Source organism: Schleiferilactobacillus harbinensis, from assembly GCF_008694105.1.
In the GTDB taxonomy this organism is placed as follows: domain Bacteria; phylum Bacillota; class Bacilli; order Lactobacillales; family Lactobacillaceae; genus Schleiferilactobacillus; species Schleiferilactobacillus harbinensis.
Map to the genome: position 1 here is coordinate 1583796 of NZ_CP041364.1, position 19731 is coordinate 1603526.

The 19731-nt window shown below is 54.4% G+C and carries 22 protein-coding genes and 1 riboswitch; of the genes, 5 read left to right on the plus strand and 17 right to left on the minus strand.

All coding sequences use genetic code 11. The annotated features are described in order from the left end of the window. Positions 1-3 precede the first annotated feature (3 nt). The 3 genes from FMM01_RS08065 to FMM01_RS08075 all read left to right on the plus strand — a co-directional run bounded on the left by FMM01_RS08065 (position 4) and on the right by FMM01_RS08075 (position 3634). Positions 4-1290, plus strand: a complete 1287-nt coding sequence (locus FMM01_RS08065) for a PTS sugar transporter subunit IIC (protein ID WP_150392169.1) — start codon at positions 4-6, stop codon at positions 1288-1290. Next, the gene (locus FMM01_RS08070; RefSeq protein ID WP_186810234.1) at positions 1287-2606 is read left to right on the plus strand and encodes a M20/M25/M40 family metallo-hydrolase; all 1320 of its coding nucleotides are present in this window, start codon (positions 1287-1289) and stop codon (positions 2604-2606) included. The genes FMM01_RS08065 and FMM01_RS08070 overlap by 4 nt, the downstream gene beginning before the upstream one ends. 128 nt (positions 2607-2734) lie before the next feature. Further along, complete coding sequence (locus FMM01_RS08075) at positions 2735-3634, plus strand: cation diffusion facilitator family transporter (protein WP_027829675.1); 900 nt, start codon at positions 2735-2737, stop codon at positions 3632-3634. Between the two features lie 60 nt (positions 3635-3694). Here FMM01_RS08075 and FMM01_RS08080 read toward each other — a convergent pair whose 3' ends face one another. The 14 genes from FMM01_RS08080 to FMM01_RS08145 form a co-directional block, all read right to left on the minus strand. Continuing rightward, positions 3695-3991 (minus strand): thiamine-binding protein, encoded by a 297-nt coding sequence (locus FMM01_RS08080; protein ID WP_027829676.1) that lies wholly within the window; start codon positions 3989-3991, stop codon positions 3695-3697. A gap of 85 nt (positions 3992-4076) precedes the next feature. Further along, a riboswitch (TPP riboswitch) is annotated at positions 4077-4181 on the minus strand. 46 nt (positions 4182-4227) lie between these two features. Continuing rightward, a complete protein-coding gene (locus FMM01_RS08085) occupies positions 4228-5061 on the minus strand; it encodes an ABC transporter permease (RefSeq protein WP_146995057.1) in 834 nt (277 codons plus the stop codon). Further along, the gene (locus tag FMM01_RS08090) at positions 5054-5998 is read right to left on the minus strand and encodes an ABC transporter ATP-binding protein (protein WP_027829678.1); all 945 of its coding nucleotides are present in this window, start codon (positions 5996-5998) and stop codon (positions 5054-5056) included. The genes FMM01_RS08085 and FMM01_RS08090 overlap by 8 nt, the downstream gene beginning before the upstream one ends. A gap of 825 nt (positions 5999-6823) precedes the next feature. Further along, the gene (locus FMM01_RS08095; protein ID WP_051225499.1) at positions 6824-7240 is read right to left on the minus strand and encodes an Asp23/Gls24 family envelope stress response protein; all 417 of its coding nucleotides are present in this window, start codon (positions 7238-7240) and stop codon (positions 6824-6826) included. A gap of 26 nt (positions 7241-7266) precedes the next feature. Further along, the gene (locus FMM01_RS08100; RefSeq protein WP_146995111.1) at positions 7267-7704 is read right to left on the minus strand and encodes an Asp23/Gls24 family envelope stress response protein; all 438 of its coding nucleotides are present in this window, start codon (positions 7702-7704) and stop codon (positions 7267-7269) included. 34 nt (positions 7705-7738) lie between these two features. Beyond that, complete coding sequence (locus tag FMM01_RS08105; RefSeq protein ID WP_027829681.1) at positions 7739-7924, minus strand: hypothetical protein; 186 nt, start codon at positions 7922-7924, stop codon at positions 7739-7741. Between the two features lie 30 nt (positions 7925-7954). Beyond that, on the minus strand, positions 7955-8497 hold the full coding sequence (amaP, locus tag FMM01_RS08110; RefSeq protein ID WP_150392170.1) for an alkaline shock response membrane anchor protein AmaP: 543 nt from the start codon (positions 8495-8497) through the stop codon (positions 7955-7957). 197 nt (positions 8498-8694) lie between these two features. Beyond that, on the minus strand, positions 8695-8994 hold the full coding sequence (locus tag FMM01_RS08115) for a PTS sugar transporter subunit IIB (RefSeq protein ID WP_027829682.1): 300 nt from the start codon (positions 8992-8994) through the stop codon (positions 8695-8697). A 45-nt stretch (positions 8995-9039) separates the two neighbouring features. Further along, positions 9040-10437, minus strand: coding sequence for a PTS galactitol transporter subunit IIC (locus FMM01_RS08120; protein ID WP_150392171.1), 1398 nt, complete (start codon positions 10435-10437; stop codon positions 9040-9042). Positions 10438-10469: 32 nt separating this feature from the next. Beyond that, positions 10470-10769 (minus strand): PTS sugar transporter subunit IIB, encoded by a 300-nt coding sequence (locus tag FMM01_RS08125; RefSeq protein WP_027829684.1) that lies wholly within the window; start codon positions 10767-10769, stop codon positions 10470-10472. After that, positions 10766-11239, minus strand: coding sequence for a PTS sugar transporter subunit IIA (locus FMM01_RS08130; protein WP_027829685.1), 474 nt, complete (start codon positions 11237-11239; stop codon positions 10766-10768). Before FMM01_RS08130 ends, FMM01_RS08125 begins: the two co-directional genes overlap by 4 nt. Beyond that, positions 11226-11669 (minus strand): PTS sugar transporter subunit IIA, encoded by a 444-nt coding sequence (locus FMM01_RS08135; RefSeq protein WP_027829686.1) that lies wholly within the window; start codon positions 11667-11669, stop codon positions 11226-11228. The genes FMM01_RS08130 and FMM01_RS08135 overlap by 14 nt, the downstream gene beginning before the upstream one ends. Continuing rightward, on the minus strand, positions 11659-13146 hold the full coding sequence (locus tag FMM01_RS08140) for a BglG family transcription antiterminator (RefSeq protein WP_150392172.1): 1488 nt from the start codon (positions 13144-13146) through the stop codon (positions 11659-11661). Before FMM01_RS08140 ends, FMM01_RS08135 begins: the two co-directional genes overlap by 11 nt. A gap of 216 nt (positions 13147-13362) precedes the next feature. Then, positions 13363-13818, minus strand: a complete 456-nt coding sequence (locus FMM01_RS08145; protein WP_027829688.1) for a helix-turn-helix transcriptional regulator — start codon at positions 13816-13818, stop codon at positions 13363-13365. Positions 13819-14056: 238 nt separating this feature from the next. Between FMM01_RS08145 and FMM01_RS08150 the strand changes: the two genes are divergently transcribed. Continuing rightward, positions 14057-14485 (plus strand): PTS sugar transporter subunit IIA, encoded by a 429-nt coding sequence (locus FMM01_RS08150; protein ID WP_027829689.1) that lies wholly within the window; start codon positions 14057-14059, stop codon positions 14483-14485. Between the two features lie 107 nt (positions 14486-14592). Next, positions 14593-16254: a glycoside hydrolase family 13 protein gene (locus tag FMM01_RS08155; protein WP_027829690.1), complete on the plus strand. Its 1662-nt coding sequence runs from the start codon at positions 14593-14595 to the stop codon at positions 16252-16254. A 285-nt stretch (positions 16255-16539) separates the two neighbouring features. Here FMM01_RS08155 and FMM01_RS08160 read toward each other — a convergent pair whose 3' ends face one another. From FMM01_RS08160 to FMM01_RS08170, 3 genes are read right to left on the minus strand one after another with little or no spacing between them, the layout of a single operon-like run. Next, complete coding sequence (locus tag FMM01_RS08160) at positions 16540-17634, minus strand: aspartate-semialdehyde dehydrogenase (protein ID WP_150392173.1); 1095 nt, start codon at positions 17632-17634, stop codon at positions 16540-16542. 24 nt (positions 17635-17658) lie between these two features. Then, positions 17659-18684 carry a homoserine dehydrogenase gene (locus FMM01_RS08165; RefSeq protein WP_150392174.1) on the minus strand — a complete coding sequence of 342 codons (1026 nt, stop codon included), beginning with the start codon at positions 18682-18684 and terminating at the stop codon, positions 17659-17661. Beyond that, positions 18681-19727 carry a homoserine O-acetyltransferase/O-succinyltransferase family protein gene (locus tag FMM01_RS08170; protein WP_150392175.1) on the minus strand — a complete coding sequence of 349 codons (1047 nt, stop codon included), beginning with the start codon at positions 19725-19727 and terminating at the stop codon, positions 18681-18683. The genes FMM01_RS08165 and FMM01_RS08170 overlap by 4 nt, the downstream gene beginning before the upstream one ends. Between the last annotated feature and the right edge of the window lie 4 nt (positions 19728-19731).

The window sequence follows — 19731 nt, forward strand, 5'->3', positions numbered from 1 at the left end:
GCCATGAATAAATGGATGGAAAAACATGTCTTACCGATTGCGGTGAAATTGAGCAATAACGTGGTGCTCAAATCCATGCGGGATGGCTTCTTGATCATTACCCCGCTGATCATCGTGACCTCAATCTTCTTGCTCCTGGGCAACTTCCCCATTCCCCATTGGGAAGAATTCTGGACCGGTGTCTTCGGCAAAGGGTGGATCGACTGGTTCACCGCCGTATCCAATGCCGTCTTCAGCTTTACTGGGATGCTGTCCTCCCTGGCAGTCGCCTATGCCTACGCGAAAAACCGCGGCGTGGATGCGATTCAAGGGGCGATCGTGGCCCTGGTCTCCTTCTTTATTTTGACCCCGACCACCATGGTCGTTGGCAAGAAGACCATTTCAGCCGTGAATACAACTTTTGTCGGCCCCAACGGGATCTTCCTCGGCCTGGTCATTGCTTTCGTCAGTGTGGAAGTCTACCGCTTCGCCGTCAAACGGCATTGGGAAATTAAAATGCCTGATGGCGTGCCGCCGGCGGTCACGGCCTCTTTCTCTGCCTTGATCCCCAGTGCCTGCGTCATTCTGGTGTTCTTCTTTGTCCGCTTGATTTTTACGTTCACCAGTTTCGGCACCGCATATCAATTTATTTATTCGATATTGCAAGCCCCGCTCAAGGACGTGGGCAACTCGCTGCCGTCCGTCCTGCTGTATAATACGCTGTCCTCGCTGCTGTGGTTCTTCGGGATCAACGGCCCGGCGGTGGTCAACAGCGTCTGGTCACCGATTTTCTTCGTGCTGACCCAGGACAACCTGCACGCGTTCCAGCAGCACAGCGCTCTGCCCCATATTTACACCCAGCAATTCATTGATATGTTCACCACCTTTGGCGGCGGCGGCTCCACGTTGAGCCTGCTGATTGTCATTCTCTTCTTCTGCAAGTCCAAGCGCATGCGGGAACTGGCCAAATTGGCCTTGGTGCCGGGGATCTTCGGCATCAACGAACCAATCATCTTCGGCTTGCCGGTCGTCCTGAACCCGGTGATCGCGGTGCCGTTCATCATCACGCCCGTTTTGAATACTTTGATTGCCGGCCTGTGCTTCACCTGGGGCTGGATTCCGTATACCAACGGGGTGAATCTGCCCTGGACGACGCCCATCGGTTTCTCCGGCTGGCTGACCACCGGCAGCTGGCGGGGCGTGGTATTGCAGTTTATCCTCTTGATTCTCGGGTGTTTGATCTACTATCCCTTTGCCAAGGTTCAGGACCAGCAGTATTTGGAATCTGAATTGGAGGCCCAACAAGCGTGAAACCATTAGAGCAGAAATTTGAACAGCGGCTGGACCGTGATTGGCCAGCGATTACCGCCGCCCTGCGGCGCTTGATCGCCGTGCCGTCCGTAGAGGGCCCAGCAGCGCCCCGCGCGCCCTTCGGTGTCAACCCCCGGCAGGCGTTGACCACTGGGTTAGAAATTGCCCAAGAAGCCGGCCTGACCACCGGCCTGGCTGGGGACGCCGTCGGCTGGGGCGAATACCGTTCGCCAGCTGCCGCCACGGATGACTACGTCGGCATCGTCGGCCACTTGGATGTGGTGGCTGCCGGCAGCGGTTGGCACACCCCGCCCTTCGAGTTAACGATTACGCCGACTCAGTTCTTAGGCCGCGGCGTTTTGGACAACAAAGGGCCCTGGTTGTCTGCCCTCTGGGCCCTGCGCTGGCTGGCGGAAGACGGCGCCCCGCTCAAACGGCCCGTCCGCGTTCTCGCTGGCAGCAATGAAGAAAGCGGCAGTCAGGATATTCCTAAATACCTGGCCGAGCAGCCCGCGCCCATTTGGGGCTACACCCCCGATGGCAAATATCCCGTCGTCTACGGCGAACGGGGCATCCTGCGAGGCGCGATCACCTGGCCCATCGACACTGCCGTGCTGGGTCCGCAATTCGCCATCAGTGGCGAATTCTCCCCGGCCATCGTTCCCGACCGGGCCGCCCTCACCTTCCCGGATGGTCATCAAGAACACTTCCACGGGAAGAAAGCACCCAGTAACGCGCCAGAATTAGGCGACAATGTTTTAGATCACCTCACTGCCGCCGGTACCCAGCTGCCCGGCGGCGCCGGCGACTTGTTCCAGTGGTATCAAGCGCACTTTGCGGGGGCCTTTGCTGGCGAACACGCCAATATCCGCTTCACCGATCCGGTGAGCGGCGCACTGCAATTAACGCCGTATCGTATTGCGCTTTCTGGCGACCACCTCACTCTGGCCTTCTCCATCCGTTATCCCTTAAATACGACGGAGGACGAAATTGTCAGCAACTTGCGTGGCCTGCTGCCGGCGGGGGCCGCCTTGACGGTGACCAGCCGCATGGCCCCGGTCAAACACGACCCCCACAGCCCGTTCATCCAGGCTTTGGCCAAGGTATACACCGATATCACCGGCACCGATGGTTCACCGGTCACCACCACGGGCGCCACTTATGCCCGCAGTATGCCCAACATTGTCGCTTTCGGTCCTTCCTTCCCCGGGCAAAAGGGGATCGCTCATAAGGAAGACGAGTGGCTGAATATTAGCGATTTCCGCCGCATGCTGGTGATCAATTACCTGAGCATCCAAGCCCTCGCAAACCTATAAACGTTGACACCGAATAGTTTTCACTATTCGGTGTTTTTTAATAGGCGATGTGCTACACTGTACGTATGAACACATGAGCATACATTCATATGTTAGTGAAGCAATATTTCGAGAAAGCAGGTGTTATGATGGCCCATGTTCATTCTCAACCCACGCCGCCGCAGGATCATACGGCGGCCTTCAAATGGGGCATTGGTTTAAACGCCGCCTTTATCATCATTGAGGGCGGGGTCGGTCTCGCGATGGGGTCTCTCGCTCTGGTGGCCGACGCTGGTCACAACCTTTCTGATGTCTTAGGGCTGGCCATTTCCTGGGCCGCGATGGCCCTCAGCCAGCGCGCGGCCACCAAGAAATTCACTTATGGTTACAAGCGCTCGTCTATTCTGGCCGCCCTGCTGAACGCCGTCATTTTACTGGTGGCGATCGGCGGAATCATTATTGAGGCCTTGCAGCGTATCCAGCACCCAGCGCCGGTCTCCGGTTGGTCCGTGATCATCGTGGCGGCTGTTGGGGTGGTGATCAACGGCTTGACCGCTTTTCTCTTCCTTTCTGGTCAGAAACACGACCTTAACATTCGCGGCGCCTTTCTCCACATGGCTGCCGACACCGCCGTCTCCGTCGGGGTCGTCATTGCCGGCTTCGTGATGCTGTATACCGACTGGTACTGGCTGGACCCGACGATCAGTCTGATCATCGCGGTGATCATCCTGATCACCACTTGGCATCTGCTGATGGACGCCGCCCGGCTCTCCTTGGATGCCGTACCAAAGAATATCGACTTGGATAAGGTGCGGGAATCGCTGCTGGCAATCCCCAGTGTAATTGAGATCCACGACCTGCACATCTGGCCGTTGAGTACGACGGAGAACGCCTGTACCGTCCATCTGGTGCGCAACACCATGGCGGATAACAACGCCTTCCTGGAACGCTGCGACCGGCTGCTCACGTCCCAATACGATCTTTGTCATGTCACCACCCAGGTTGAGCTGGGCCGGCTGACCGATGAGTCCACGGATCATTCAGTGTAACGACCGGATACAAAAATGCGGACCGCCTGAGTTTTAGGCGATCCGCATTTTTTCGTCCGGTTATTCCCGGTACTTCGTCACTTTGTCCGCAATCGTCAAACCCTTACTCTCCGGGAAATAGTTGATCTTAACGTACACCATCTGCGCGTCGGCCCCAGCTTTCACGGCCACTTTGGGCACTTCTTTGACAATGTCCATCAATTGGTCGTAATCGCCCTCCAAGCTGGTTTCAAAGGCACTGACATCGTAAGTGACGCCGGTGGACTTGATATAATCGAGCACCTTATCCACAATGGCTACCACTTTCTGCTTATCCGGATACATGGGCAGTACTTGAATCGCAACACTGGCATTCATCTGTCAATCACTCCTTGGGGAATAGCAAAAGGCCCTGACCGCCGTCAAGATCACAGCTAGCCAGGGCCTTACACCACATGAATGCGGACTACCATCCGCAACTCCCTACGCCAGCATGATCTGACAGGTTCAAAGGGTCGCGGGTCACACCCGCCTCTCAGCCGCTAACGCGACTCCCCTGCTATTCGATTTTTTTATTCCCCAACAGAATACTCGGAAATGGGGCGTGGCGCAAGCTAGGAAAGGGAAACGTCCCGGCGGTTGAAGATGTAGTCGGCGATGAGGTAGAAAATTGCAATATAGATCACTAAGCCAATCAGCCAGCCCCAAACATTCAGGGCCGCCGCCCCGGTTGCTTGCGAACTGGATAACGGATTATAAGCCATCAAATTGAACGGATTCCACTTGATCCAGTACCACTTCTTAGTCGTCATCAGCACGTCCAATAGACCGCTGAAGATACCAAGCACCAGTTGCATCAGAATACTGAACGTGATGGCCAGCCCTTGGGACCGCATCCCTGCTGCCAGCACAAAAACCATCGACAGGTAGAACATACTGCTGAGCACATTCACCCCGACATCAGCTAGGCCATAGAGCCAAGAATTCATCCCATGGCCGACCACTTTATCCAAGCCGCCGAAGCCAAAGAACGCCCCGGTAAAGAGTGCAGCGACTACGTAGATGGCCAAGAGTGAAACAACCAGATATGCAAAGCTCGCTAACAGTTTGGAAAAGAGAATGGCATGGCGGGAATACGGCCGAGTCAGTAAGATTTTGATCGTGTTTTTGGCAAATTCTTCAGTAATGATGATGGCCGTCATGACAATGGCAAAAATCACGACAAAGGCGGCCCCGCTGGAAAAGATCGAGGAAAAAGCATCCGCGGCCTTGATTGCGCCAGTACTGCCGCCAGTTGCGGCACCGTTGGTCCCAACTGTGAAGCTGGTGTTCAACGCCTTGGCGCCCCAAGCGGTCAGACCAGAGATAACCGCTGCGATCAGCAACAGAATCCAAGATGACTTCTTCGCCCAAAGTTTGCGCCATTCATTGCGAAATAGATTAAACATTGGCTTTCTCCCCCTCCTCTTTGGTCAGCGCCAAGAAGCTCTCTTCCAAGCTGGCTTGCTTCAGCTGCATCGTCGTGACCGGGATGCCGGCGTTGAACAATTCTTCAGCCAGCTGCTTCTGGAACGCATGGGGATCGCCAGCAGGTACCTCAATATCAAAGGTATCGGCCTTGCGGGTATAGCGCATTTGCAGTTTTTGCAAAATGACGACCGTGTCGTCCGGCTTGGCGGTGATCAAGGTCAAGTGGTTGGTGCCGTGGGAAATCAACTCATCCATGGTCCCCTGGTACGTCACCTGACCGTGCTGCAAGACCACCAAATCATCAGCCAGAGATTGAATATCGCTTAAGATATGGCTGGAAATGACAATGCTTGTGCCTTGATCGCGCAAATCACTCATCAGCGTCCGAAAATCATGGGCGCCCGCCGGATCCAAGCCATTGATCGGTTCATCCAGCAACAACACTTCCGGTTTGTGCAAAATAGCCTGGGCAACGCCTAACCGTTGGCGCATTCCCAGAGAATACGTCTTGACTTTGGCATTGCCATGATTGGCCAAACCGACGCGGTTTAAGACTGCGTTAATATCTTCATTGCTGATCTGTTTCCGGCTCATATCTGCCAGGAGGCGCAGATTCTTGAAGCCGGTCAGATAATTATAGAACTCCGGCGCTTCGATCATTGCCCCGACGTGGGCGATGGCCTTGGTGAAGTTCTTTTCAACATCTTCCCCCATGATGGTCACCGTACCGCTGGTCGGGCGCATCAAATGCACCATGATCCGCAGCGTCGTCGTCTTGCCGGCCCCGTTTGGTCCCAAAAGACCCAGGATGCGGCCCTTACCCACAGAAAAAGTCACATCCTTCAAGATCTGAACGTAGTGCATCTTCTTGGATAAATGCTCGACACTGGCGGCGTAGTCTGTCGTATCTGCCATAAATCATACCTACCTTCCAATGAGCCGCTTAATTATTACTCATGGGACCAGTCTAGCAGAAATGGGGGTAGGACGAAACTGATTCGATGCGATTGGTCTTACATTATTGACACATTTGGGGCAGGGTGGCGGGGGTGAGGCTTTCTTTAAAAGGGATGGGGCCGGTCGCGGCTTCTTCTCCTAAACGGGCTCCGGCCGACAGCGGCTAGGGGGTGGCGTTCTCCTCCTAAACGGGCTCCGGCCGACAGCGGCTAGGGCATAAGGAGCAGGATGCATAAAACCTAAGTGCGGGTTTTCTGCATCCTGCTCCTTATGCCTACGCCGCTAACCGTCGGCCTGCGCCCTCTGTGTACAAAAAAACCGCTGGTTGGGGGACCAGCGGTAAAAGGAGTAAGGGTGGCTGACGATTGGGGGATCGTCAGTCTTTTTTTCATGTTCACTTGGGGGGAAGGAAATGAAAAAAGTTGAATTATTGGGGTGGTTAAGTTCTATCTCAACCGTTCTCTATACTAACGGATGTTTATGAACAAAGTGTGAATAACGGAGGTTATTCTATTTTTTACAAAATAGTTTAGCGAAAGTTGGTAGGCACCCGCTGTAAAAGGGTTCCTAGACGAGTATTCACAAAGATTAAGCCAAAGAGAAGCCAAATCCCTAAAAACAGCTGCCTTTTAAGTATCCGTTATTTGTTTGCACGCCGCAAGTAATTTTACTAAACTTTTCCTAACTGAGCTGCACCCCTGCTGGCCGGTACGCACAACGGTCTGGCGCACCGCAAAACACAGCAAAAAGAACGCTGACGAGCGGTCAACGTTCTACAAATGGTTACTTGTGGGTATCGTCGTCGTTCTTCTTAGTCTCTTCGGTCCATTCTTCCCGGGTCAGCATGTCCTTCACGTTCATCTTAACCTCGGTCACCTTCAACCCCGTGAGTTCCGGAATCGTCTTGCAGACCGTGTTCACCACCCGGTCGAAGATGGCTGGCGCACTCTTGCCGTATTCCAGAATGGCTTCAAAGGAAACGGCGACTTCAGCGTCATCAGATACATCCACGCTGACCCCGCGGGTATCGCCGGAGGTGAACATATTCGTCATGTTATCCATCATGCTGCCCTTGAGATCCAAGACGCCCTCGATGTCGCTGGCCGCGTGGGCAGCGACCTTGGCAATTACATTGTCATTGAAGGAGAGTTCCTTGTTCACGCCGGTCATTTGCTTGTTGTCCATCGTTGCTGTGGTCATTTAACATCTTCCTTTCGTTTCTGTCCCTACACACCTTGGGCGGCCAGCTTCTTCTGCCGCGCCAATTCATTATCTGTGGCCTGCTTGCGCCACGCTTCTCGAGTTAATACGTCGCTGACGTGGACGTTCAATTCCACGACGGTGAGTCCGGTCATCCCCTCGATCCGGTCCCGGACCCGATCGCAAATCTTTTGGAAAATCTGTTGGGCATCACGCCCGTATTCCAGGACAATATCCACATCAATGGCAACTTGTTTCTCTCCGACTTCGGCACTAATGCCTTTGGTCAAGTCGACCTGATTGCGGAATTTATCTGCGATATCGTCCAAGAAGCCGCCGGTCATGGCCAGCACCCCGTCCACCTCGCGGATCGCCACCCCAGCGATCTTAGTAATGACCCCATCGGCAAAGCTCAGCGTGCTCACCATGGGTGTCTTGGTTACTGCGTCTTGCGTTGCATCCATTCCCCTGCACCTCTGCTTTCTGTCACTTGCTGACTCAATTCGTTTGCAGCATTTGCTGAATGCGTTTCAGCACTGGCAAGATCTCCCCGCTTTGGAAAGCGCCGATCACCCAGCAAATACCGGCAACGGCAACAATCAATAGGGCTGACCAGAATCCGGCCAGAATGATGGCCGTCGTGATCAGACCGCCAATCAAGGCATATTTCATGGCGCGACTCATTGGTTTCACCATCCTTTTCCGTTTCTGTCCCTAGATCACCCGGGCGTTAGCGGATTTGCCCGGGGCCACGGTGACCCGTACTCTTTCCACCGGAATCCCCAAGGTCGTCTGTACTTTGTCCCGCACCGTCTGTTCGATGTCGGCCCCCAATTGCTTCAGACCCTGGTCGTGGTGGGTGAACGCTTGTACTGTGACCCGAGCTTTTTGGCCCCGATCGAGCAGTGCCACGCGGGCGTCCACCCGAGTCACCGGGTGTTCTGCAACGACGGCCCGTTCCACCGTGTTCGCCACTGCCGTTTCCGAAATGTGCAATTGCCCCTGATTAGTGGCAAAGGTCAATTGATCGGTCGTCGCCTTTTTGAAGAGTATCCGCAACATCGCCCCCAAGAGATAGACCAGTGTCCATAGGCTAAGGATCGCCGCGGTGGTGCCTAACCACGCCTGATCACTCAGCCACCGCCGCAGCGGCATCAGCCAGGACACTGCCGGTGCCGCCAGCACCAGCAGTATTAATGGCGCGATTAAGGCCACTAGTCCCATGAGCGTTAAGATGACTTTCGTCCCTGAACGCATCCCCTCACCTCGCTTTCGTCTTGCTGAATAGAGAAGCCATCGCTTTTCTATCTAATATCAGTCTAACGAAGCGCTTCGCCCACTGGCAATCAGCAGCCAACCAAGGGCGTCGGCACCGGCAGGGCTACAGCGGCATACAAAAACACCCAGTTATCACACGAATGCGACGACTGGGTGTTACTTGTTGATAGAAGAAATTACTTGGTGGGCTTCAAGTCCAGATGCTTGATAATTTCATCCATTGTTTGATCCAGACCAATATTGGTCAGGAACGGCAGGCCGTTAGTGACAGGCTTGCCATTGGGGTTCTTGTATTGGGTGGTGGTGATGACCAAATCGTAGTCATCGGCCATGGACGGTACCTCGGGGATCGAGGCTTGGTCGATTTTGTACTCATCTTTAGGCACACCGCGTTTATCTAACTCTTCTTGTAATTTGCCAATGGCGATCGTGCTGGTGACCACACCGGCACCGCAGGCTACGAGAATCTTTTTCATAATTATGAACACCTTTCTTATTGATGGCACTGACTGCCGTCTATATTATTGCGCATTGGCCTTGGCAGAACCAGTCTTGGCGTCGGCAACGATGTGATGGCGATTCCAGAGAACCAATACCGCGCAGAGGGCAATTCCCAGAATGTAGGCCACCCACTTGTAGTTGGCCACTTGCACCAGCAACCAAGGGAACGGGTCGGAACCGTGGTCAATACTGGAAATCAGAGAAGAGCCCTTGGGGATCGGGAACTTCGCGGCCCGAGCGGCCTTCGTGATCAACGGCGCCAGGTTGGTGCCGATCCACAGACCCAGAATAACGTTGATTGCCCCAATGATGAAGGACCGGAAGAAGTCGCCGTGGACCACGGAAACGATCAGCGGGAACATGAAGACGAAGCCGACCAGCCCGATGGTGGGCAGGAATTGGTTGCCCGGCAGGATGAAGGCAAAGATCAAGGCCACCGGAATCATCAAGGTCGCGCAGGCCAGAACGACGGGACTGCCGATCCCAACGGCGGTATCCATCCCAATGTACAGCTTGCGTTTGCCGGAGAACTTCTTCTGAGTCCAACCCGTGATGGCGTTAGAAACCGGTATGACCCCTTGCAGCAGCAAAGCAGCCATCTTCGGCGTGATGACCATGACCGCAGACAGGGTCACGCCCATCAGCAGGATCTTGCCGATCTTATCCGCGACGTTAACCCCCGGCGCGGCCGCATAGGCGATGGCCCCGATAATACAGCCGATGACGAAGCCCAGCAGGGTCAGCTCACCCCAATCACCGAAGCGCTTGTTGAAGTCTTCGGCGTTCAAGTGAATTTTGTTCACGCCGGGAATCCGCTCCAGGATCCAGTTAATGACAATAGCGCTGGGCACGAAAGAACCGGCATAGCCGTGGGGGATAGAAATCCCGGGCAGGCTTAAGTATTTTTCAGATAACGGCGCCATCCGGTCAGCAATGACCATGATCACGATCATGTTGACGGAAGCCAGGAACAGGCTCAAAACAATGTCGTGGGTCAATTGATAAACCAAGGACCCGCTGAAAGCAAAGTGCCAGAAATCCCAGATATCCACATCGATGGTCTGAGTGGTCTGGGTGAGCAGCATGATGATGTTGATCAAAATGCCTAGGGGAATCATAGAAACCCCGACCGCCGTCCCATAAGCAATGGCACTGGCGGACGGCCAGCCGACATCAATGACTTTCAAGTTGATATGGGCAATGGCAATCATGTTCTTAATCGCCGGATTCATGACACTGGTCAGGATGGACACAGTCGCGTTCAACCCGATGAAGCCGATCCCAACCATTAAACCGCCCCGCAGGGCTTTGGCAAACGGCACCCGCATGCAGAGCCCGAAGATCAGCATAACGATCGGGATCATGACGGTGGGGCCGAGATTGACGATGTACATAATGGCATCGACGATATACTTCATGAGAAAGTACCCCTCTCAAATAGTCTGTTTTATTATTGCGGTAAACCTAATTTGGTAAAAAATATGGTGTAGAACTGGTCCACGCCAACCGTGGAGACCAGTGGCAATGCTGACAGCATATGTTCTGGCATGCCATTGGGCACTACAGTGGTGGTGCAAACCAGATCATATGTATCACCATCCGCCAGGGCATCTTGGAAGTTGCCCTGGGTCAGGCTGATTTGGTGTTGCAAACCGCGCCGGTTGATTTCTTCCTGAAGCCGTTCGATGGCCACTGTACTGGTGACCACTCCAGCGCCGCAGACGATGAGGACCCGTTTCAGCGCGCTCATTGGTCTAACGAGATGCCGGCCAGAGTCTTGTCCAAGTCGGCAAATAACGTATGCGCGTCGTGTTCAGCCAATAACTGGGCCAGATGCTTTTCATCCTGAAACAGAGCCATCGCGTTTTGCAGCACCTGCACTTGTCCATGGGGTTCATGAATGGCCAGCATCATGATCAGACTAACCGGTAATTCTTGATCGGTCAGGGCCATGTTGTGAAATTGAATCGGCTTGGCCAGCGTCGCCACGGCGATGGCGGATTCTTTAACATATTTGGCATCGGCGTGGGGAATGGCCACGTTGATCTTGCCCGCCGGCAAACCGGTGGGGAATTTTTGCTCCCGGGCCCAAACGGCATCGAAGAAGTCGTCGTGCACCTTGCCGGCAGCGTTCAATTTCTCCGCCAAAAAGCGCAACGCTTCTTCGTTGTTGGCGAATGTCTGCTCTGGGAATACGAGTGATTCACTAATTAAGCCCATTGTTGTCCTCCATTTTCATCATTTTAGCCGCCACCGCGGCTAACTCTGCATCCGGTGTCTGAATCAGCCGAGCGCCATTGTTGGGATCCGCCAGCGCTCGCAGCAGATCGCGGAACGCCGGTTGAGGCATAGCGGGATCAAAGCAGGTGATCAGCAGCAGCTGGATCGGTTCGCCGTCCACCCCCGCCCAACTGGCGTCGGCATGAATCGGCACCAGCACCAGTCGCGCGGGGGTAAAGCCCGCCGCCATGTAATGCGGCACCATTAGCCCGGCGCCGATACTGGTACTGCCGAGTTGTTCGCGGGCTAATGCCGTTTCGCAAAATACAGACGCACTCGGCACAATGCCCCTTGCAGCAAGGTACGCGCCCACCGCGGTCAGTGTCGGGCGAAAGCCAATGGTGGTCGTCGGATATACGTCAATGCGCATTGGCTGCCTCCACTTGGTCATTCAGGATGTGCCGCAGATTGGTGCGGTCTAAATCGCCGAATAACGCACTGACCAACAGGACTGGCACATGATCAATGGGCTGGACATGAACAGTGGATAAGACCACGTCCGGATGCCACGTGCTCATATTGTCCTCCGTATATTGGGCGGTGGAAATCACCGCCGGCACCACCAGATCCGGGAAGTACTTGTTGACCTTGACCCGCAACAGCTCCGACGTACCCTGCCCGCTAGTACACATGATCACGACCCGCTTGGGCCGATCCTGTTCCTCCATGCAGCGGGCGAAGTACAGAGTGACAAACCCGGCTTCGTCAGCACTGATCGGGGCCAAACGAAAATGTTTAGCCGCTGCCGTCAACGCCTGGGCAATCACTTTGAACAAGTCGCCGTATTGCTTCTTGATCTCTGTCAGCCAGACGTTCTTAACGGTGATCTCGTTGCGCAGCCGATTCAGCATCGGCTGAATATGCCGCTCCAGATCCGTCAAGGAGGCGGCATCCAAGACCAGGTGGCTCTGCTGGGCCACTTGGTCCGTAAGAAATCTGGTGAACGCTGATACCTCGGGGGCCATGGGCAAAAGCTGCGACGCTTCCCCGCCCAATTGAATGGAGAGCAGATACTGGAAGATGTTCAGCTCTTCCGTGAGAGGCAGCTGGGTCACCAGGTACCGGTCAAAATCACCAATGATAACCTTGGCTAACTCATAGAGCACCGCATTATCCTGGGCGGTTTGAACATCTACCGGGGTCATTTGGTAATCGGCTTCGGCCCAGCGGCCGTTCCGCGCCCGCATGATCAGGGTATACATATGGGAGAACAAATTAATGTTGTACGGGTAGGGAATATCGCCGTCGATCGTGCGCTCAATGCGGTTGATCTCGCCCACAATGAAGGCTTGGTCAAACTTATCCAGACCGGTGGCGCCAGCACTGAATTCGGAAATACTGGTGACCGAGAATAAATTGAGCCGTTCCAGGGTGTGATTGATGGCCCGGCGAATGTTCTCTTCCTTACCGGAAACCGCCACTTGCGTGTGATCCCGGACAAGCTTCAACTCATCGGCGGCCAGCAAATTGCTGATTGCCGTGAGATCACTCTGAATTACGGAATCGCTCACATAATATGCCGCGAAAAGTTGAATTCGCTGAACATAATATGGGGCCTTGAACAACAGCGTCAGCAACACTTTATTCTGCCGCTGCAACGGGGAAAACTCGCTGTGACCGCTGGGCACCACCGATTTCACCGGGGCCGCCGCGTTTTCGCTCAACAGCTTGACGCCTTTGCCGCGGCTGGTCACGATCAGCGGCTCGGTATGGGCCGCATTGATTCTTTCTACCAGGCGATAAATTGTTTTGTTCGATACTGCTAAGCTGTTGGCCAGTTCTTCAGCGGTGACATAGCCATCGGCGCGGGCCAGCAGAGTCAGCAGCTCTTTTGTCCGTTCTCTCATTTACCTCACCCATCTAATATACTAACGACATTTGTCCAGAAGGCGTCCGGAGTTGTGTCCGATGCTGTGGACAGTTTTCTTAAGCGAAACACAAAAACAATGTTTTAGCAACTGGTATGTCAGTATTAAGAGCTAAATCAGCTTTTCTTATCTCACTCAGTGTTAAACAAAAAGGCCGCATCAGCATATCGCTGATACTGCCCTGTATTCCAGCTGTCAGTTAGGTTTCCCCCGGTTGCGGGTATACTGCCGGTACCGCTCACACACCATATCGCGCATGACGAGGAAAGTATCGAGTTCAGAAAGCCCCAATTCTCTCTGAATATCATCGTACAACCCGAATACTTGGGACCGCATGATATGGGACTTCGGATCGTCGTGATAATGAGTTAAAACCGGGTATCTCCTATTCCAGGCATTGGTCCAATCAATGTCCGGCGTTGGATCCGCTGCTGCGGCGATTGTCCGCGTGCCAGTAATTTCACTGGCGAGGCTGTCATATGTAACGCCATAGAGTTCTGCCAATAATTTTCCTTTGATCATTTCCGGTAACGCCTGGTCGTTTTCCCATTTGGAAATTGTCTGCCGGGTGACCCCCACCTTTTCGGCAACTGTCTCCTGGGAATAGCCGGCCTGTTTGCGCAACTTAAATAGCTTTTCCCCCAATGACATGACGTCACCCCCTTTTTGGTTTGCGGCCCATGTCCTACATTATCCAACAAGTGGGAAAATCAGGCTACCAACTCAACCGGACATTTTGTCAACCGTTGCATACATAACAGTTGTTACCTATATACCAGTTGCACAATTTTCCCACTTATGCTATCTCTACTGTAGCATATCCGCATCGTTTTGCACGGATCAAGCAAGTAACGTAAGCGGTTGATTTGCCAAGGGGGGAAAAGGAAAAATGATCGTTGAATTACAACCCGTCGCCACTACCCGGTACGACGCAGTGTTGAAAAAAGTCGGCAAGCGGCTCGCGGAACAACAGGTGATTGCTTCCCCAGACCTGTTTCTCGCCGGCGTTGCGGCTTGGCCCGGGAAGAACAAGACGCTGGCCAAACAAGGCATCCGAGTGCTTTGCTTTGATCCCCCCACATCCGATGATCCCCGGGTGGTGACCGCTCCGCTGATCAATGAGCAAAGCTTCCAACGGGCAGACCAGCTGCCGCTGTGGCTGGTCATTGTCTTGATTGGGCCTAATACGCATAATCAGCCTGAATTCATTCAGCTTTTGCGTATCCTGGCCGACCCGCAGGCCTGCCGCGAACTGCATCAATTGCCGGTCAGCCTGTTATCCGGTGCCATTCGCCGCCTGCTGATCTTGGAAAACTAATGTCAGCTGCCTGATACCGCTAACATTTACGGGATATTTACCCGTTCTGAAACGGTTTCGTGGTAAGGTGGAAGCATAGGCAAAAAAGGAAAGGATGTATTTTTACTATGAACAAGCATTGGTGGCAAGAAGCGGTCGTATATCAAGTATACCCCCGCTCATTCCAAGACTCGAATAAGGACGGCATCGGCGATTTGGATGGCGTTCGGCAGCGGCTGGACTACATCAAGAAACTTGGGGTAGATGTGATTTGGCTCAACCCGATTTATCGTTCTCCGAACGATGACAACGGCTACGACATCAGCAACTATCAGGCAATTATGCCCGATTTCGGTACCATGGCAGACTTCGACGCATTACTTAAAGAAGCCCACGCTAAGGGCTTGAAGATCGTCATGGACTTAGTGGTCAACCACACATCCGACGAACACCACTGGTTCATGGAAAGCCGCAAGAGCAAGGATAATCCGTACCGGGACTACTATATTTGGCAGGATCCGGTGGATGGTCACGCACCCAACGACTGGAAATCGTCATTCTCCGGCAGCGCCTGGCAGTTTGATGATACGACCGGCCAATATTACCTGCATCTTTTCTCAAAGAAACAGCCTGACTTGAACTGGCGCAATCCTAAGGTGCGCAACAGCGTCTTCGATATGATGAGCTGGTGGCTGGATAAGGGCATTGACGGTTTCCGGATGGACGTCATCAACCTGATTTCGAAGACCAAAGAGTTCGCGCCTACCGCTGAGCACCCCGTACCGCGGCAACCGGCCAACGGGCCCCACGTTCACGAATACTTAGAAGAAATGAACCAAAAGGTCTTGAGCAAGTATGACATCATGACTGTGGGCGAGACGCCCGGCGTCCACCCAGATGATGCCCTGAAGTATGCCGGCTTTAACAGCCATGAACTGGATATGGTCTTCCAATTCGAGCATATGGGGGTCGACAGCGACAAAGAACTTGGGAAGTGGCGCCCGCACCAGTGGCAGCTGACTAACCTGAAACGCATCATGAGCAAGTGGCAGACCGAACTGAATGGCAAGGCCTGGAATTCCCTCTACTGGAACAACCATGATCAGCCCCGGGTCGTTTCCCGCTTCGGCAACGACAGTCCGGAGTTTCGGGTCCGGTCGGCTAAGATGCTGGGCGCGGTCCTCCACTTCCAGCAAGGGACGCCGTATATCTATCAAGGGGAAGAAATCGGCATGACCAACGTCATGAACTTCAACTCCATCGAAGATTACAAGGATATCGAATCCCGCAATGCCTATCGTGACTTGGTAGAGCAGCATCAGGTGCTGACTAACGATCAGATGATTGCCGCCCTGCACCATTCTTCCCGGGACAATGCCCGGACACCGATGCAGTGGGATGATTCAGTTAACGCTGGTTTCACCCCAGAGGGTGTGGATCCGTGGATCCAGCTGAATGCCAACTACGATACGGTCAATGTGAAGGCGGCCTTAGCTGATCCGGAATCCGTGTTCTACTTCTACCAGAAGATGAACACGCTGCGCAAGCAGTATCCAATCATCACGTATGGTGATTACACATTGCTGGATCCGGATGACGAACAGACCTGGACGTATACTCGGGAGTTTGAAGGTCAAAAATTGACCTTGACGGCCAACTTCAGCAAGGATACGATCACGCGTGATTACGCGGCGGCGCCGGCGAATACGAACTTGATTCTCAGCAACTATGATGATGATCAAGGCAGCACGTTGCGGCCTTATGAAGTGAAGGTTTATCTGACGAAGTAAGCTGGGATAGAGTTTGTTCTTCGTACGCCGTGCCAAGTGCTCCGCAAGCTGCGGCGGATGGGGCTGGAACGCCATGACGGCGTTTTGAGCCTGCTGCGCAGTCTCAAAATCGCCTAACAACATCGGCGGCAAAGCCGCCGTGTTGTTTCCATGGCTGAGCCCCATCCGCCTCCGCTTGCTACGCACTTGGCACTGGATACGCAGAACACCAGGATATCTACCACGAAAATATAAGACGCTCCGACGAGAACATTTTCCCGTCAGAGCGTTTTTACGTTCCTGCGATTAATCCTGGTCAGAAAACAAAGCGGCATCACCGGCCGCCACATGGACTAGGTTCTGTTTGACCAACTCTTCGGCGATTTGAACGGTGTTCCAGGCGGCCCCTTTGAGCAAATTATCGGACACGATCCAAAGGTTGTAGCTGCCGGGATTTTCGGCGTCGGCGCGGATCCGGCCGACGAACGTATCCCGTTTGCCGGTAGCAGTCAGCGATTGGGGATATAACTGCTGGGCGGGATCATCTTGCACCACGACACCCGGGGCGGCGGTCAGTGTCGCTCGCAAGTCGGCTGGGGATAGCTGCTGTTCTGTCTCAATATAGACGGATTCCCCATGACTGATGGGTACCGGCACCCGGACACAGGTGGCGGTCACTTTGGGGTCGGGACTGTTTTTATCGCCCACCAGAATTTTTTTGGTCTCGTGGATCATCTTCCACTCTTCGTGGGTATAACCGTCATCGTGGAAGACATCAATTTGCGGCAGCAAATTAAACGCCAAGGGATAGTGGTGCGCCGCCCCCTTCACCGGCAAAATGTTCGCCGTCATTTCTTCGCCATTCACAGCCTGCTTGGCTTCGGCATAAAGCTCATTCAGCGCACTCTGCCCGGCGCCGCTGGCTGCCTGATAAGTGGAGACAATCACTTGCTTGAGCCCATACTGTTGGCGAATTGGCGCCAAGGCAACCACCATTTGAATCGTGGAACAGTTAGGGTTGGCGATAATCCCGTGATGTTCCGCCAGCGCCGCCGCATTCACTTCGGGCACCACCAGCGGCACGTGATCGTTCATTCGCCAGTAGCTGGTGTTGTCCACGCAGACTGCACCAGTCGCCACGGCTGCGGGCAATAACGCTTTAGACACAGCGCCGCCCGCAGAGGCCAGGACCAAATCGATCCCCTGGAAGGACGCCGGCGTGGCCTCTTCGACGGTAACTGGCCGCCCGTTGAAGGATAATTGTTTACCAGCGGACCGGGATGACGCCAACAGTTTCACCTGTTTCACTGGAATCGTGGAGTGTTCTAGCTGCGTGATCAAGCGGGTGCCCACAGCACCCGTTGCCCCGAGGATCGCGACCGTATATGATTTTTCTGCCAATTGATTTCCCTCTGCTTTCCTGAATTACGCTAAGACTGGAATACCAGTGCTGACCGGCTCCGGTGCAATGATCTGCCAGTCGGCGGCCGAGCGGGTCCGTTCATGATACGGATCCGGCACCGTGCCCTGGCGGATCTGGGTCACGAGGTCGGCCAGATCGGCCAATACCGCGCTGGCGGTGGGCCGGGCCCCAGCCCCGGGGCCCATGAGCATCATGTCCTGCATGTTGGTGGATGAAATCAGCACCGCATTGTTGGCGCCGTTCACGCCGCTGAGCGGATTACTGGGCTTGATCACATACGGCCCCACCGCCAACATGAGTTGACGCGGTCCGCGACGTTCGGCAATGATCAACGGTTTGACGATGGCGTCAGGGAGTTTTTGATCGATTCCCTGCCGTGGAATCTGGGCCATGGTTGGCGTCACACCGAAGGCCAAGCGGGTCAAAATCGCCAGCTTATAGGCGGCATCCAACCCAGATACGTCATTGGTCGGATCCGCCTCGGCGAAGCCTTTGGCCTGAGCCTCTCTGAGTGCGCTGGTATACCGGGATCCAAAGAAACTGGTCTGGGTCAAAATGAAATTACTGGTGCCGTTGGCGATCCCGACGATGCGCTGGATCTGGTCACTTGGATACGTATGGGCCAGAGTATGTAAAATCGGAATGGCACCCATCACGGCGGCTTCGTAATAAAAACCCACGTGCTGAGCCAGTGCCAACTGGGCGAGCTCTTCGCCGTGTTGGGCGATGAGATCCTTATTGGCCGAAATCACGTGCTTCCCCGTGTGCAAAGCCGTTTCCAGCAACGGCAAGGTCGGGTCAACACCGCCCATCACTTCAATGATGACATCAATTGTCGAATCAGCGACCACGCTGGCCGCATCGGTGGTCAGCGGGATGTTCGAATATTGGGCTTGGCGGGCCGGGGTGATGTGCCGTACTGCCGCCCGGGTGACCTGGACCGGCCAGGCGGGATGCTGCGCGCGCAAAATATCAATGACCCCGCCGCCCACTGTGCCCAGTCCGAGCAGCCCAATCTTGATCGTCATACGATCCCTTCTTTCGTTGCAATGACTTGAATTTCTGGCTGAATATGATGCAAAATCGCCCAGGCATTAGCCAGATCGACGTGATGCGCCGGTGTGTCCAGCAGCCAGACTCGGTCTGTATGCGGCGTTAGGTTATAAATCAACGTGTCCACATTAGCCCCTTGCCACGGGGTCAAACCGGCGCGCCGGGCCGCGGCCAAACTGGTCAGCGGGATGGTTGGCAAAGCGGTGCCAGTGTCCGCCGCTGCCGGCGGCTGACTGTCCGTGATTTTCGCCAGCCAGCGGCGATAGAAAGCCACGGCATCAGCCCGCCAAGTCCAGGAGTACTGGTTATCGCCGGTAAAATAATGCTGCGGTTCCGGCGCCGCATCGCCGTTTTTTGCCTGATCCCGGTAATACTCCAAAGCCAGTGTGTTGGCGCTGTATTCAAAGTGCCCGGCCACATAGGTCGAGTGGGTGGTATCGTCGGTGACAATCACAGCGCCCAAGTCCAAGTTGCCAGCCACAATCTCGCCCCGCTCAATCGCTGCCAGCGGCACCAAAAAATACCGGGATTGGGGCATTGTATACCCTTCAACCGTGAATACCCCGGTAATTTTCTCTGGAATACTGTGGCCGGCAAATACGCCATCGACCGCTCCAGCGGCATAGGCGCCCCAGCAAAGAAACAGACTGCCCTGAACGTGAGTCCGGCGCCAGGTCAGAATCTCCTGGAGCTCATCCCAATAATCCACATCGGTGAACGGCTTTTGATCCAACGGGGCGCCGGTGATGATCAGGCCATCAAAGAATTGGTCTTCAATTTCTGGAAAAGTGGCATAGGCGGCATGCAGCTGATTGGCATGCCGGCGAATCTGGTGGCTGGCCGGCAGACAGAACGTGAGCGTCACCGGAAAACCCGTGGCCGCAAAAATCGAAGCAAACTGCTGCTCCGTGACCGCCCGGTTGGGCATTAAATTCAAGACCAGAATCTTTTTTGCACCAGTGGTCGGTTGCGGCACCGGATCCCGGGTCAGCCCATTCAATCGGGTCACTGTACTCATTTTT